Genomic DNA, 12,498 nt, shown 5'->3' with positions numbered 1-12,498 from the left:
ATGCTGGTACTGACGCGCAAGGCGGGGGAGCGGGTGCTCATCGGCGACGACATCGTCGTGACGATCCTCGATGCGCGTGGGGACGGCGTCCGCATCGGCATCGACGCGCCGCGTGGCATCCGCATCCAGCGCGACGAGGTCGTCAAGGCCGTCACCGAGGCCAATCAGGAGGCGACCGAGCGCGCCGCGGGCACCGACGACGCCGAGGCGCTCATCAAGAAGTCGCTCGGGCTCTGAGCGTCGCGCCGGCGCTCGCCGCGGCCCGGCGGAAACCGTGCACCGTGAGGTAGGCGCCGAGGAACAGCTCCCACACCACCTCCGGCAGTGTCAGCAGCGCCGACCACGGCGACACCTGGCCGTACGCGCCGAGCAGTACCGCGACTCCGGACAGCGACACGAGCGGACCGGCGACCATCCCGAGCACCGCCCAGCCGCGCGGCACCAGGCCCGAGCGGTACAGCGCGCAGCCGAGAATCAGCCCGTTGCCGAGCCCGACGACGAAGCCGGGGCCGAGCAGGAAGGTCCAGCCGTGCAGCGCCACGAGCGCGGACGCCACCGGGCCGGCACCGGCGACGCCGTCCTGCTGCAGGGTGACCACGGTGAGCAGGCTCAGGATGCCGACGGCGATCAGCGTCGACTCCATGACGCGGGCGACGACGTACGCGAGCGCGAGCGACGGAGTCGTGCGCCGCAGCATCGGGTAGAGGACTAACGCGGTGCCCAGGTTGGCGATGATGAGCGCGATCTCGAGCAGCGCGCCGGCGAGCACCGACCCCGATCCGGCGTGGCGCCCCACGAAGCCGGGGTCGCTCAGCACCGGCCCGTAGAGCAGCGCGCCGGGGATGGAGGTGGCGAAAGTCAGGAGGAAGAGCACGCCGGTGGCGAGGGAGCGGCGACGGTCGTCGTCCATGATCGGATCCTTTCGGGATGAGGTGTACGGCGTACACCTGCTGGCTCCGACGATAGGTGTACGCTGTACACCATGTCAAGCCCCTCGTCGGCGCCGCGCCGGACGCTGACCGTCGAGCGTGTCGTCCGGACCGCCATCGAGCTCGCCGACGCCGACGGCCTCGACGGCCTCAGCATGCGCACGCTCGCCCAGCGGCTCGGCGTCGTCCCGATGGCGCTGTACAAGCACGTGGCCAACAAGGAGGAGCTGATCGACGGCATGGTCGACAGCGTCTGGGCAGAGGTGCAGGCGCCCGAGCCGGAGCTGCCGTGGCGTGAGGCGGTGCGCCGCCGCTCGATCTCGCTGCGCGGCGCGATGCTGCGCCACCGCTGGGCCGTCGGCCTGATGGAGGGGCGGATGCGTCCCGGCTTCGCCAACCTGCGGCAGCACAACGCGATGATGGGCTGCCTGCGCAACGCCGGCTTCTCGTTCCGCACGACCGTTCACGTCACGTCGATGCTCGACGCCTACGTCTACGGCTTCGCGCTGCAGGAGAAGACGCTGCCGTTCGCGACGGCCGAGGAGTCCGGGGAGGCCGCGGCCGAGAAGCTCGAGGCCACGCCGCCCGAGCTCGCGGCGATGTTCCCGCACCTGCTCGAGGTCGTCTCCGAACTGGGCAGCGCCGGGTACGACTACGACGAGGAGTTCGAGACCGGGCTCGACCTCATCCTCGACGGCGTCGAGCGCCTGCGGCCGGAGTGGGTCGCCCTGCGCGGCTGACCGGTGCGGCAGAATGTCCGCATGGCGCCGATCAGGACCGAGCGCGGGCTTGACCGGCTCGTCAACTTCTCCGACGCGACGGTCGCGATCGCGATAACGCTGCTCATCCTGCCCCTGGTGGATGCGGCATCGCAGATCGGGCGCCAGAGTTTCGGCGACTTCGTCGGTGAGAACTTCTGGGAGATCCTGGCGTTCGTGATCTCGTTCGCGGTGATCGCCCGGTTCTGGGTGGTCCACCACCGCGTCTTCGAGGCGGTGAGCTCCTACGACGGCGCGATGGTCTGGTACAACTTCCTCTGGCTGCTGGCGATCGTGGCCATCCCGTTCAGCGCGAACGTGCTGTCCAACGGCGCAGGGGAACGTCCCGACGTGTACGCGCTGTACATCGGGAACATGATCGTCGCCTCCCTCGCTATGCGTTTGATCGGGATGGAGCTGTGGCGGCATCCGGAACTGATGACGGAGGAAGGCCGCGCGACCATCGACCGGACGGCCGGCATAGCAGAGCTCATCCTCATGGCGGTGGCCCTGGTCCTCGCTGTCCTGATTCCGGCCGTGAACATGTTCTGGCTGTTTCTGCTGTTCCTCGCCGGACCGCTCCACGCGCTCATCCACAGGCTGGTGTACGGACCTTCGCAGACCGCGGCCTGAGGTATACCGTCGAGACATGCGACCCAAGACTCTCGTCATCCTCGTCGTCGTCGCGGCGGCGTACCTCCTCGGCGCACGCGCAGGCCGCGAGCGCTACGAGCAGATCACCGAAGCGGTGACCTCCTTCTGGAACTCGCCCGACGTCAAGAAGGCGCGCAAGAAGGCCAAGGCGCAGGCCGAGAAGGCGCGCAAGCGCTACGCCTGACGGCCGACGAGCTCACGGCTCGTCGTAGTCGCCCTCGGTGTACTCGCCCTCGGGTGCGTCGACGGGCTCGTCGGAGTCCGTGTACGTGCCCTCGGTCGCGGTCTCGGGGCCGACGCCGTCCGTCTCCGTGTACTGGCCGTGGACCGTGCGCTCGTGCGGCGCCTCGCCGTCGGCCTCGGTGTAGCTGCCCTCGAGGTTGTCGCGTGCGTCGCCGATCGGCTGCTCTGGGTTGCTCATACGACGGACACTACGCCGTACCGCCGCCGACGGCTACAGGTGGAGGCGCCGTAGCCGCGCACGCGTACGGCGGAGTAGTCTCTGCGCGTCGTGACGACGATGGGCGGACCCATGAGCGAAGACGCACAGCCGGACGCGTGGCCGCACCACGTGCTGGAGCTGCGGATCCACGGCATCAAGAACACGCCGCCGACCGAGATCCTCGGGCGCGAGCAGAGCGAGCTGCGACAGACCCAGGGCGATGAGAACGGCGGCTTCTGGTGGGCCCCGAAGCAGGACGAGCCCGACCGCGACCCGGACGACGCCCCCGGTACGATCGACCCGGCCGTCCCGCCGCCGGATGTGCGCACCGAGGCGTACTCGTGGGGCCGGCTGGCACGCTTCGGATCAGGTCCCCTCCTGTTCATCGGCCAGCTGTTCGTCCAGCTGGCGTGGCTGCTGCTTGCCCCCTTCGGGCTGGCGAACACGGCCTACTGGACCCGGCGCATCCCGACTCAGCGGCCCGGCGGGGAGTGGGAGTCGGGAGTGGGCGGCGCGTCCCTCCGCATCTTCGCGCTCGGCCTCACCCTGCTCTACGTCTGCGCGCTCGGATCGGTGAGCCTCGACCTGGGCGTCCAGTGCATCAGCGGCACCGCCTGCACAGCGCTGCCGAGCGGGTTCGCGGACTTCTTCAGCCTCCCGCCGCTCAGCTGGCGCGGCCCGCAGCTCGCGATCCTGTCGCTGATCCCGATCGCGGGCGTGCTGCTGCTCTTCCTCGTGTCGCGGCGTGCGCGTGTCCGCTATGAGGCCGCCATCTTCGACGCGGCCGACCGCATGGGCGGCCGCGGTATCAAGCGGACCGGCAGACTGCGTCCGCTCGCCTCCGAAGGATTCTGGCGCACCGCCCGGGTCGGCTCGCCCACCGAGCGGCTGCACCTCGCGGCGACCTTCCTGCTCGTCGCACTGCTCCTGGCCTGGGACCGGATGTTCTCGGCGGCCGAGGCCTGCGCCAAGCTGCAGACCTTCGTGTCCGGGGAGTGCCTGGGCACGGCGGCGCGGATGGGGAGCCTGCCGGTCCTCATCGGCGGCCTGGTCGCCGCCGCCGGGCTGGTGGTCGCCATCACCTGCGTCGGCGCTCTCGCCGAGACGACGAGCCCTGGGCAGGTGGCGGTGGACGAGTTCCTGCGCGATCGACTCCGCCGCACGGGCACCGTGACCGCCTGGATCCTCGTCGCAGCCGTCCTCGTGTACGTGTTCGTCGGCGCGTCGCTGTGGTTCGGCGGCCAGTACGACGCGGCAGGAGGGAGCACCTTCCTCGGGCTGGCGACCGCGCCGTCCATCATCCTCGGGGTGCTGGTCGCGATCTGCATCTCGGCCCTCGGCTGGCGCCGCGGAGTTCCCCACTGGCTGTCGATCGTGCTCATGACGATCGCCGGGCTGGCGTTCCTCGCCGGGGTTGCGCAGAACCCGCCGACGCAGGATGGCACTCCCGGCCCGCTGCGCCTCCCGCTGTTCGCGGTGGCGGCCGTGGCCACCGCCCTGCAGCTGTTCTTCGTGTGGTGGTGGCCGCGCTCGCGGGCGGGGCGCCGCGCGGGACCCCCGGAGCGCTTCCACGCGGAGGGCTGGGCCGGCATGGGACCGGGGATCATCATGCTGCTCTCGCTCGGCGCCGCGATGATCCTGTCCACGCTGCTGGTCCTCGGCGTGCAGGGCTGGTTGGTCAGCGGGTCGCCGCCGTGCGGGTGCGCGTCCGCCGGGCCGCACACCGTCCTTCGCCCGCCGATCGTCTACCACAACTTCGGCGACGTGCTCCCGTTCATCGCCCTCGCCCTGGTGCTCGTCGCCGCGGGCATCGCACTGTCGCTGCTGCGGTGGATGCCGCTCCTCACGACCCCGCGCACCCGCGACGGGCGCCGTCCGCTGCTGGAGCAGGTCGACTCGTACCGCGACGGCCGCATCGCCGCGAGCACGACCGCCGACCGACTGGCGCTCAAGATCCTCCGCGCCCGACGGATGGCCGCCCTCGTCCACCGCGGGGAGCCCATCCTCGGCATCCTGGCCGGGCTGCTCGCCCTGGGGTTCGTCGTGGCGCTCGCCGTGTCGTACTCGGCGCCGTTCCGCGCGATCGACGCGCTCGTCGGACCGGCGCTCGCCGTCATCGCCGCGGCCATCCTGGCTGTCATCGTCGAGAACGCGCTCACCGCGAAGGAGCGCCCGATCAGCGTGATGTGGGACCTCATGTGCTTCCTGCCGCGCGCCGGCCATCCCTTCGGTCCGCCCTGTTACGCCGAGCGCGTGGTCCCGGAGGTGCGCGACCGGGTCACCGACTGGCTCACGCACGATCTCGTGCCGCCCGAGGGCATGGACCTCGCCGCCCGGCTCAGCTGGCGCGACGCCCAGGAGGAGGAGGCGCTGGGGCGCGACCGCCCGTTCAGCGTGGTGGTGTCGGCCCACAGCCTCGGCGCGGTGCTGGCGGTATCGACCCTGTTCACCCTCCGCCCCGCCGACGCCGACCGCCTCCACAACGTGGGCCTGCTCACCTACGGCGCCCAGCTGCGCGTGTACTTCGGCCGCTTCTTCCCGGAGCTCTTCGGCCCGGATGCGCTCGGCACGCTCGGGTCCCGGCGTCCCCTGCTCGGCAAAGGCGACCCGTGGTTCACACAGGTCGAGCTCGACCAGGACGGCGACCCGGTCGTCGTGGACACCTCCGGAGCAGACGACCCGTCCCTCGTGCAACTGCTGACGCAGCCGGACGGGTCGGTCGCGTGGGTGAACCTGTGGCGCCGCACGGACTACCTGGGCTTCCCGATCAACAGCTACCGCCTGGACGACCGGCGGCCCGACGATCTCGACCGCGGCGCCGACGAGTTCGGGCCGCCGCGCTACCTGGTGAAGGTGGCGACGCATCCCGACTACCAGTCCGCCCCGCAGTACCGGGTGGCGCTCCTGGATGTGATCGAGCGGCTTCACCGTACGCCGGGCCCACCGCCCCGGTAACCCCTTGCGGGTCGGGCGGACCGGGCGTTCTCTGTGCCGCATGACGGATTCGCGTGACGAACAGGAGCCGATCACCGGCTCTGACCCCACCAACGGGCTGGCCGGTGATCTCGAGGGCGACGACGGCGGTGCCGTCGAGCCCGGCGGGAACCGCAGCCTCTTCGACGAGGTGATCGGCGACCCGGATGGCGACCGCCTCGCGGCGGGCGCGGACGCGGACGAGGATGCGGACTCCGCGACCTCGTACAGCGAAGAGGGCAAGCCGTGAGGCTGCCGGGAAGGAGCGAAGCATGAGCGACACGAGCGGACTGCCGAACACCGACTCCGAGGGCGTGCCCGCCGAGGACAAGCCGGAGCGCTTCGAGCAGGGCGGCGGTGACAACGACGCCCAGGCTGCGGAGCCCGCGGAGACCGAACCGGGCCAGTCGGGAGACGTCTCGGCGCCCGGCGAGACGGGGATCGCGCCGGAAGGGGCCGAGGATGTGACGACCGCGGACGCCGGGGGCGGCTCCGACGGCGCCGAGCCTCCGCCCGCCGACTTCGACCCGGCCGAGCACCCGTCCAACCCGGACCTGGTCAGCGGCACCGGAGCCAGCGAGCCGCCGGACTGATCGGTCCCACCCAGCCACCGGCTCTGCGCCGGTGCACGGACGACCCCGCCCCCTTCATCCCAGGGCGGGGTCGTTGCTGTGTCAGCGGCCCCGGCCCATCAGCCATCCCGCGCCGGCGCCCAGGCCCACGGCGCAGCAGACCGCGCCGACGAGCAGCACGGAGACGTCTCCGCCCGCCCGCGGCAGCAGCAGTCCGACGACGACGAGGAACGCGCCGACGTTCAGCAGCACGGCGGCGACCCAGCCGAGCGCCGTGCGCAGCGTCGCGTTCATCCCGGGAATCGTATCCCGGCCGCTACTCCCCGTCGATCAGCTCGAGCAGGCGCTTCGTCTCGCGGGCGATGTCGTCGTGGTCGTTCTGGGCTGCGCGGCTCTCCAACGAGATGGCCGCACACCGGTGCACCTTCGAGAAATCGCCGTACGGGAAGCTGAAGCGGCCCTTCGTCTCCTCGGACTTGTCCGGGTCTTCACCGAGGTGCCACAGCGCGTAGTCGTCCCAGCCGTTCTTCTCGATGAAGCGGTTCTCGTCGTCGGCGCTGGGTGCGTGCTCGCTCCAGTCGTCGCGCTCGTCGTGGACGACCTTCCCCTGCTCGACCAGCTTCCTGGCGTGCTCGAGGGCCTTCTTGTTGAGGTGGATGGTCATGCCTCGCCCTGGTTCCCGGTCGCCGCGGTCTCCGCGTCCAGCGACTCGTTGATGAGGGAGGCGACCAGCATCCGCCAGTCCGACCCTTCGTGCAGCGTCTCGGTGTACCCGGGCGGCACGGCGCCGAACACCGGCTCGTGCTCCTCGCCCTCGACCGCGACGCGCACCAGCGTCCCGAGTTCGGCGTGCGATTCGTCGAGGACGACCCACACCCCCGGCGACTTCTTCTCCACGTGGAAGATGCGGTCCCGATACGGGTACCGCACGCTGGACATCTCGAGCTCGCTCGCCGACATGGCGACTCCTCTCCTGGGCCGTCGGTCCTATGGAACGCCGCGCGCTGCGGCTTGGCAAGAGGGCGTCCGGCCGGGCTCAGGCGGAACGGCGCCCGCTGAGCACGCCGTCAATGCGGGCCAGCAGGTCGGCGGGGTCGTCGAAGACCGACACCGCGCCCGCCTCCAAGAGCTCGGACGGACCGACCCCGCCGGAGAGCAGACCGGCGGAGCGCACGTGCGCCCGCGCGGCCGCCATCATGTCCCACACCGAGTCGCCGATGAAGAGCGCGTCCGACGGCTGAGCCCCGGCGCGATCCAGGGCGACCTCGATGATGCCGGGTTCGGGCTTGGCCGTCGCCACGTCGTCCGCGTTCGTGGTCGCGTGGATGGCGTCCTCCGCATCCAGCACGTCCATCAGCATCTTCAGCTCGTCTTCGGGCGCCGACGTCGCCAGCACCACCCGGATGCCGCGACCCGACAGCTGGCGCAGCAGGTCCGCCGCCTCGGCGAACGCGCGCAAGCGGCCCGACTGCTCCGTGTAGTGCTGCGAGTGCAGGTCCTTCGCGCGCGTGATCCACTCGTCGTCGCGCTCGCCGACCAGCTGCTCCAGCAGCCGGGCGGAGTCCTGCCCGATGGCCCGGTGGATGCGCCAGGAGTCGACCGGCGTGCCCATCTCGGCGAACGCGCGGCTCCACGCGTCGACGTGCAGGAAGTTGGAGTCCACGAGCGTGCCGTCGACGTCGAAGAGCACTGCGGAGATGGTCATGGCTCCACGACTACCACCCTTGCGCGGCGGCGGGATGGGGTGCACCGTGCCGGACATGGCCGATCACACCTACCCCGAGCTCACCGACCCGCGCACCGCCATCGTGACCGGGTCCGACTCCGGCATCGGACGCGCCACGGCCGTCGCCCTCGCGGAGGCGGGCATGGATGTCGGCATCACCTGGCACTCCGACGAGGAGGGCGCGGAGGAGACCGCGCGGCTCGTGCGCGAGAAAGGCCGCCGCGCGGTCGTCACTCAGCTGGACACCACGGACGCCCCCGCGTGCGGGGACGTCGTCGACCGGCTGGCCGACGAGCTCGGCGGCTGCGACGTCTTCGTCAACAACGCCGGCATCAACGGCGGCACGATGTTCTTCGACACCGACTGGGAGACCTGGCGGAAGACCATCTGCGGCGACCTCGACGGCGCGTTCGTCTGCATCCAGCGCATGGCCAGGCGGATGGTGGATGCAGGACGCGGCGGCCGCATCATCGGTGTGACGAGCGTCCACGAGCACCAGCCGCGGGTCGGGTCCGCCGCCTACGACGCCGCGAAGCACGGGCTCGGCGGTCTGTTGAAGACCCTGGCCCTCGAGCTCGGCGAGTACGGGATCACCGCCAACGCGGTGGCGCCGGGCGAGATCTCGACGCCGATGAACGACGCCGAGGACGAGGACCCGCGCGAGGTGCACCGCCCCGGCGTGCCGCTCGGCCGTCCGGGAGACGCGCGCGAGATCGCGTCCGTGATCGCCTTCCTCGCCTCGCCGGCAGCGTCCTACGTCACGGGCGCGTCGTGGGCGGTCGATGGCGGGATGCTGCAGATGGGTCCGCAGGCCGGCTCGCACCTGACGTCGGATGACTGGCGCCGTCTGTAGGCACCCTCGCTGTCTATCGCAACCGCCTCGGACCTGCTGCAATACAAGGACATCGTCCCCGCTGCTCTCCCCTCATCCGGCGCGGGACGGATGCAGGTCGGCGGGCCCGCCTTTCGGGCATGACGGACCCGCCGGCTCCCGCCGCCGCCGCTTCTGGCCGACTCGCGTCACGATCGGTGGACGCCTCCGTCTACGTGGGTGAACACGTGAAACGCGAGCCCGCGAAGGAGGGCGATGCCGGCGACGCCACGCATCCCGACGGAACGTACGACGCACCGCACGACCTTCGTCGCGCCCGAGGGGTGCCGGGGCGATCGATCCTTCGGCGTGAAGGACGACGCGTCGGATCGTCGTCGTGGTGGCGTTCGTGGCGGCCGTCCTCGTCCAGACGATGGTGCTCTCCGCGAGTGAGGCGTCCGGTCCTGCGGCAAAGACGGTCGGAGCCCGCAGGTCAGCGAGGTCCCCGGTGAGTTCAGTGAACGACCGACGGCGACCACGCGTGCTCGAGGAACGGCGACTCGGCCGCCGAACCGTCCGCCGGCGCCGAGTACACGGTGAAGTCGCCGTCGGAGCCGGCCACCGGGAGGCCGAAGAGCAGGGTCCGGTCGTCCAGCCACTCCGCCTGGTCGTCCACGTTCCCCCTCAGCGGCAGGACGGTCTCGGTCTTCGACCCGAGGTCGTAGACCGCGAGCGTCCACCGCGGAGCGTCGACCGTGCCGAGGTTCTTCTTGTAGGCGACCCGCGTGCCATCCGGCGACAGGGACGGGCACTCGGCGCCCTCGCGCACCGCGACGAGCGTCCGCGCACGGAGGTTGCCGCGGACCAGCCACGTGCGTCCGGCGGAGGCGGCCGTCGCGTAGAAGGAGTTGCCGTCGTCGGCGAACGTCACGCCCCAGAAGTTGAGGTCGGCGGCGGCGTAGGGTTTCGCATCCACCAGGAAAGTGAAGGCGTCGAGCGGGCCGTAGTAGGTGCCGTGCACCCGGGTGATGATCGTCTGCGTCGAGAAGGCGACGCCCCCGTACGATTCCCCGTCGACGAAGCCGGTCCAGGCCGCGAGCTGGGAGTCAGGCGACAGGCGCGTGCGGCTCGGCGGCCCGGGGAGCGACCAGAAGACGTTCTCGGATCCGTCCGCCTCGTAGAGCGTCTCGCGATACCCCACCGGGTCGGTGTCGAGCCGGCTCAGGCAGGAGAGTGCCTTGCGGGTAGCGGCGACGCGCTCGCAGATGAGCGGTGAGACGGTACGCGCGCCACCCGGCGCCGACAGGGCGACCGACGACACCTTGCCGAAGTCGGCGCCCGCGGCGGTGTTGCGGAAGACGATGCTCGGACCGGTGGGCGCCCGTCATCCCGAGTTCGCTGCCGGTTTGGACTGCCGGCCTGCCGGGATGGAGGGAGCGGGCGTCGGCGGGCTCTCCGCCCAGCAGGCGGTCAGGCACAGAACGGCACTGGCCATGATCGCCGCGGCGGTCGCCCGCGTGGCCCGTGTGCTCCGGATGGTGCGCATCAGCCGATGAGGGACACCGCCCGGGCGATGACCAGCGCGAGCAGGACGAAGCCGGCGAACGACTCCAGCGCCATCAGGAGCTTCGCCCGGTGCGTGAGCGGCATGGTGTCCGTCGGGCTGAAGGCCATCGAGTTGGACAGCGAGAAGTAGAAGTAGTCGATGTAGTTCGGCACCCAGTCGGCCTTCTTGCTCGACCCGCGGGCGACCTCGTCGACCGCGTCGTGGTCCTCGTCCTGCGGGAAGCGGAAGTCGGCCAGCGCCAGCTTCGGCCGCGGGACCATCGCCCGCGCCACCGGGCCGCCGCGGTCCAGCACCCAGAAAATGAGGGCGTACGCGATCACGTTCGTGACCCACACCTGCAGCGAGGCCAGCAGCAGCTCGTACCCGTTCCCGTTCTTGTTGAGCAGCCGGACGATCGTCTCGGCGAACGCGATCTGATTGGCGACGAGGATGAAGATCGCGAGCGCGATCTCCGCGCGCCGCGACCACGCCGACTCCCGCGTCAGGTGGTGCGGGTTGTAGATCACCAGGGCGATCACCATGAGCAGGCAGATGCCGACAACCGCGTAGCGCTCGATCGCCGGCACGACGCTCGGCAGGAACGCGTAGGCGGCGAGGGCGACGATGGTGGCGATCACGGCGGGCCAGCGATGCTCAGGCTCCGCCGTCCGCTCTCTCTTCTCGGTCTGGGTCACATCGGCAGAGTACCCAGAGAGTGGGCGACCTCAGTTGAAGATCGCCCACTCCGATCGGTCCAGCCGGGCGCGGTTGCCGTTGATGATGAGGTACCACGAGCCTTCGTCGCGATGGAGGTACTCGGCGAGGATGGTGGTGTACTTCCACTCCCCGTTGACCAGATTCCATCGGATCAGGGAGATGAGCTGGCCCTGGCGCAGGTACGGGACCGCGACGAAATCATCTTGACGGTGGGGCTCCGGTGCGCTGCGGGCCCCCGTCCGCTGCATGCTCATGTGCGAACTGTAACTCCGGCGCAGGCCCGCTGGATATACCCCCGATTCCCGCGTCAGGGAAGACGCCCCCTGGGTGTCACTCGCCCGACGCGGTCACCAGCTCGCGAGCGGAGCGGACCGGCGCGATCGTCCGGCGCTCCGCCGACTCGTAGGCGGCGAGGATGATGCCGAGCACCTCGATGCCCTCCTTCTGCGTGTGCAGCGGTCGCGTCCCGTCCAGGATGCTGCGCGCGAAGTGGGCGATCTCCTCGCCGAACTCGTGCACCGGCTCCAGCTCGTACACGGTCGGTTCGTCGTCGCCGCGGCCGCGGAGGGTGAGGGACGTGCCGTCGCTGGTCAGGCTGCCCCGCTCGCCGACCACCGAGAACTTCTCGGTGCCGTCCGCCGGCTGGTACGCCCAGCTCGTGACCAGGCTGCCGATCACGCCGTTGTCGAAGCGCACGAGCACCTGCGCGGAGTCCTCGCCCTCCATGAACGACAGGCGGTGCGTCGCGAGCATCGCCGTGACCTCGACCGGCGAACCTCCCGCGAGATGCAGCAGCAGGTAGGTGGGGTGGTAGCCGGTGTCGATCAGCTCGCCGCCGCCGCTGGTGGAGGCGTGGGCACGCCATCCCATGTTCGACGGGTCGAAGTCGTTGAAGAAGCTGTCGGTTGTGCGCACCTCGTAGATCCGGCCGAGCGCCCCGGCGTCGATGAGCTCCTTCGCCTTCGCCACGGCGGGGAGGAACAGCTGGTTGTGCGCGCACATCAGGGTGACGCCGGCCTCGGCGACCGCGGCATCCACCTCGGCGGCCTCCTCCGGGCTCAGGCAGAGCGGCTTCTCGCACAGGATGTGCTTGCCCGCACGGGCGGCGGCGACGATCGCGTCCTTGTGCAGGTGGTGAGGCAGGCAGATGTCGACGGCATCGATGTCGGCCTCGGCGAGCATGGTCGCGTAGTCGGCGTAGATCGCGGCGCCGGAGTCGCCCGCGCGGCTCTCCGCCGACGCGCGGACCGGGTCGGCGACGGCGGCGAAGGTGACCGTCTCGGGGTTGCGCAGGTACCCGGCGACGTGGGCGCCGGCGATGCCGCCTGCTCCGATGAGGCCGATGCGGATGGTGTCAGTGGACATGGTGA

General features: G+C 70.8%; 16 protein-coding genes and 2 pseudogenes. 8 read left to right on the top strand and 10 right to left on the bottom strand.

The features are described from left to right. Entirely contained in the window at positions 1–237 is a 237-nt protein-coding gene (locus A0130_10815) for a carbon storage regulator CsrA (protein ANF32098.1), read from the top strand. Here A0130_10815 and A0130_10810 read toward each other — a convergent pair. Beyond that, a pseudogene (locus A0130_10810) lies at positions 215–910 on the bottom strand (hypothetical protein). The gene A0130_10815 and the pseudogene A0130_10810 sit on opposite strands and share 23 nt — an antisense overlap. Before the next feature lie 72 nt (positions 911–982). Between A0130_10810 and A0130_10805 the strand changes: the two are divergent. From A0130_10805 to A0130_10795, 3 genes are read left to right on the top strand one after another with little or no spacing between them, the layout of a single operon-like run. Next, positions 983–1,669 carry an AcrR family transcriptional regulator gene (locus A0130_10805; GenBank protein ID ANF32097.1) on the top strand — a complete coding sequence of 229 codons (687 nt, stop codon included), beginning with the start codon at positions 983–985 and terminating at the stop codon, positions 1,667–1,669. Positions 1,670–1,690: 21 nt separating this feature from the next. Beyond that, positions 1,691–2,320 (top strand): hypothetical protein, encoded by a 630-nt coding sequence (locus A0130_10800; protein ID ANF32096.1) that lies wholly within the window; start codon positions 1,691–1,693, stop codon positions 2,318–2,320. A 16-nt stretch (positions 2,321–2,336) separates the two neighbouring features. After that, a complete protein-coding gene (locus A0130_10795; protein ANF32095.1) occupies positions 2,337–2,525 on the top strand; it encodes a hypothetical protein in 189 nt (62 codons plus the stop codon). 12 nt (positions 2,526–2,537) lie between these two features. Here A0130_10795 and A0130_10790 read toward each other — a convergent pair whose 3' ends face one another. After that, positions 2,538–2,762 carry a hypothetical protein gene (locus A0130_10790; protein ID ANF32094.1) on the bottom strand — a complete coding sequence of 75 codons (225 nt, stop codon included), beginning with the start codon at positions 2,760–2,762 and terminating at the stop codon, positions 2,538–2,540. Positions 2,763–2,873: 111 nt separating this feature from the next. On the opposite strand from A0130_10790, the gene A0130_10785 reads away from it, so the two are divergent. The 3 genes from A0130_10785 to A0130_10775 are packed head-to-tail and all read left to right on the top strand — an operon-like array spanning position 2,874 to position 6,349. Further along, positions 2,874–5,738 carry a hypothetical protein gene (locus A0130_10785; protein ANF32093.1) on the top strand — a complete coding sequence of 955 codons (2,865 nt, stop codon included), beginning with the start codon at positions 2,874–2,876 and terminating at the stop codon, positions 5,736–5,738. A 40-nt stretch (positions 5,739–5,778) separates the two neighbouring features. Then, a complete protein-coding gene (locus A0130_10780; protein ANF32092.1) occupies positions 5,779–6,006 on the top strand; it encodes a hypothetical protein in 228 nt (75 codons plus the stop codon). Between the two features lie 22 nt (positions 6,007–6,028). Then, positions 6,029–6,349 (top strand): hypothetical protein, encoded by a 321-nt coding sequence (locus tag A0130_10775; protein ID ANF32091.1) that lies wholly within the window; start codon positions 6,029–6,031, stop codon positions 6,347–6,349. Between the two features lie 81 nt (positions 6,350–6,430). On the opposite strand, the gene A0130_10770 is transcribed toward A0130_10775, so the two are convergent. The 4 genes from A0130_10770 to A0130_10755 form a co-directional block, all read right to left on the bottom strand. Further along, a complete protein-coding gene (locus A0130_10770) occupies positions 6,431–6,622 on the bottom strand; it encodes a hypothetical protein (protein ANF32090.1) in 192 nt (63 codons plus the stop codon). 22 nt (positions 6,623–6,644) lie between these two features. Next, positions 6,645–6,992 (bottom strand): hypothetical protein, encoded by a 348-nt coding sequence (locus A0130_10765; GenBank protein ID ANF32089.1) that lies wholly within the window; start codon positions 6,990–6,992, stop codon positions 6,645–6,647. After that, positions 6,989–7,288, bottom strand: a complete 300-nt coding sequence (locus tag A0130_10760; protein ID ANF32088.1) for a hypothetical protein — start codon at positions 7,286–7,288, stop codon at positions 6,989–6,991. The genes A0130_10765 and A0130_10760 overlap by 4 nt, the downstream gene beginning before the upstream one ends. Positions 7,289–7,364: 76 nt before the next feature. Beyond that, positions 7,365–8,033, bottom strand: a complete 669-nt coding sequence (locus A0130_10755; GenBank protein ID ANF32087.1) for an HAD family hydrolase — start codon at positions 8,031–8,033, stop codon at positions 7,365–7,367. A 55-nt stretch (positions 8,034–8,088) separates the two neighbouring features. On the opposite strand from A0130_10755, the gene A0130_10750 reads away from it, so the two are divergent. Continuing rightward, positions 8,089–8,907, top strand: coding sequence for a hypothetical protein (locus A0130_10750; protein ANF32086.1), 819 nt, complete (start codon positions 8,089–8,091; stop codon positions 8,905–8,907). Between the two features lie 472 nt (positions 8,908–9,379). Here the strand turns inward: A0130_10750 and A0130_10745 are convergent. The 4 genes and pseudogenes from A0130_10745 to A0130_10730 form a co-directional block, all read right to left on the bottom strand. Next, positions 9,380–10,411, bottom strand: a pseudogene (locus tag A0130_10745) (hypothetical protein). Then, positions 10,411–11,106: a hypothetical protein gene (locus tag A0130_10740; protein ANF32085.1), complete on the bottom strand. Its 696-nt coding sequence runs from the start codon at positions 11,104–11,106 to the stop codon at positions 10,411–10,413. The pseudogene A0130_10745 and the gene A0130_10740 overlap by 1 nt, the downstream one beginning before the upstream one ends. Before the next feature lie 30 nt (positions 11,107–11,136). Then, on the bottom strand, positions 11,137–11,382 hold the full coding sequence (locus A0130_10735) for a hypothetical protein (GenBank protein ANF32084.1): 246 nt from the start codon (positions 11,380–11,382) through the stop codon (positions 11,137–11,139). 76 nt (positions 11,383–11,458) lie between these two features. Further along, complete coding sequence (locus tag A0130_10730; GenBank protein ID ANF32083.1) at positions 11,459–12,493, bottom strand: dehydrogenase; 1,035 nt, start codon at positions 12,491–12,493, stop codon at positions 11,459–11,461. Between the last annotated feature and the right edge of the window lie 5 nt (positions 12,494–12,498).

This window comes from Leifsonia xyli (assembly GCA_001647635.1).
Lineage (GTDB): Bacteria > Actinomycetota > Actinomycetes > Actinomycetales > Microbacteriaceae > Leifsonia > Leifsonia xyli_A.
This window is presented reverse-complemented; position numbering and strand designations above follow the sequence as displayed.

Coding starts and splice junctions, on each gene's coding strand:
- A0130_10795 (ANF32095.1), top strand. CDS start 2,337: ATGCGACCCAAGACTCTCGTCATCCTCGTCGTCGTCGCGGCGGCGTAC.
- A0130_10760 (ANF32088.1), bottom strand. CDS start 7,288: ATGTCGGCGAGCGAGCTCGAGATGTCCAGCGTGCGGTACCCGTATCGG.
- A0130_10730 (ANF32083.1), bottom strand. CDS start 12,493: ATGTCCACTGACACCATCCGCATCGGCCTCATCGGAGCAGGCGGCATC.
- A0130_10750 (ANF32086.1), top strand. CDS start 8,089: ATGGCCGATCACACCTACCCCGAGCTCACCGACCCGCGCACCGCCATC.
- A0130_10780 (ANF32092.1), top strand. CDS start 5,779: ATGACGGATTCGCGTGACGAACAGGAGCCGATCACCGGCTCTGACCCC.
- A0130_10790 (ANF32094.1), bottom strand. CDS start 2,762: ATGAGCAACCCAGAGCAGCCGATCGGCGACGCACGCGACAACCTCGAG.
- A0130_10735 (ANF32084.1), bottom strand. CDS start 11,382: ATGAGCATGCAGCGGACGGGGGCCCGCAGCGCACCGGAGCCCCACCGT.
- A0130_10785 (ANF32093.1), top strand. CDS start 2,874: ATGAGCGAAGACGCACAGCCGGACGCGTGGCCGCACCACGTGCTGGAG.
- A0130_10800 (ANF32096.1), top strand. CDS start 1,691: ATGGCGCCGATCAGGACCGAGCGCGGGCTTGACCGGCTCGTCAACTTC.
- A0130_10755 (ANF32087.1), bottom strand. CDS start 8,033: ATGACCATCTCCGCAGTGCTCTTCGACGTCGACGGCACGCTCGTGGAC.
- A0130_10805 (ANF32097.1), top strand. CDS start 983: ATGTCAAGCCCCTCGTCGGCGCCGCGCCGGACGCTGACCGTCGAGCGT.
- A0130_10815 (ANF32098.1), top strand. CDS start 1: ATGCTGGTACTGACGCGCAAGGCGGGGGAGCGGGTGCTCATCGGCGAC.
- A0130_10775 (ANF32091.1), top strand. CDS start 6,029: ATGAGCGACACGAGCGGACTGCCGAACACCGACTCCGAGGGCGTGCCC.
- A0130_10770 (ANF32090.1), bottom strand. CDS start 6,622: ATGAACGCGACGCTGCGCACGGCGCTCGGCTGGGTCGCCGCCGTGCTG.
- A0130_10765 (ANF32089.1), bottom strand. CDS start 6,992: ATGACCATCCACCTCAACAAGAAGGCCCTCGAGCACGCCAGGAAGCTG.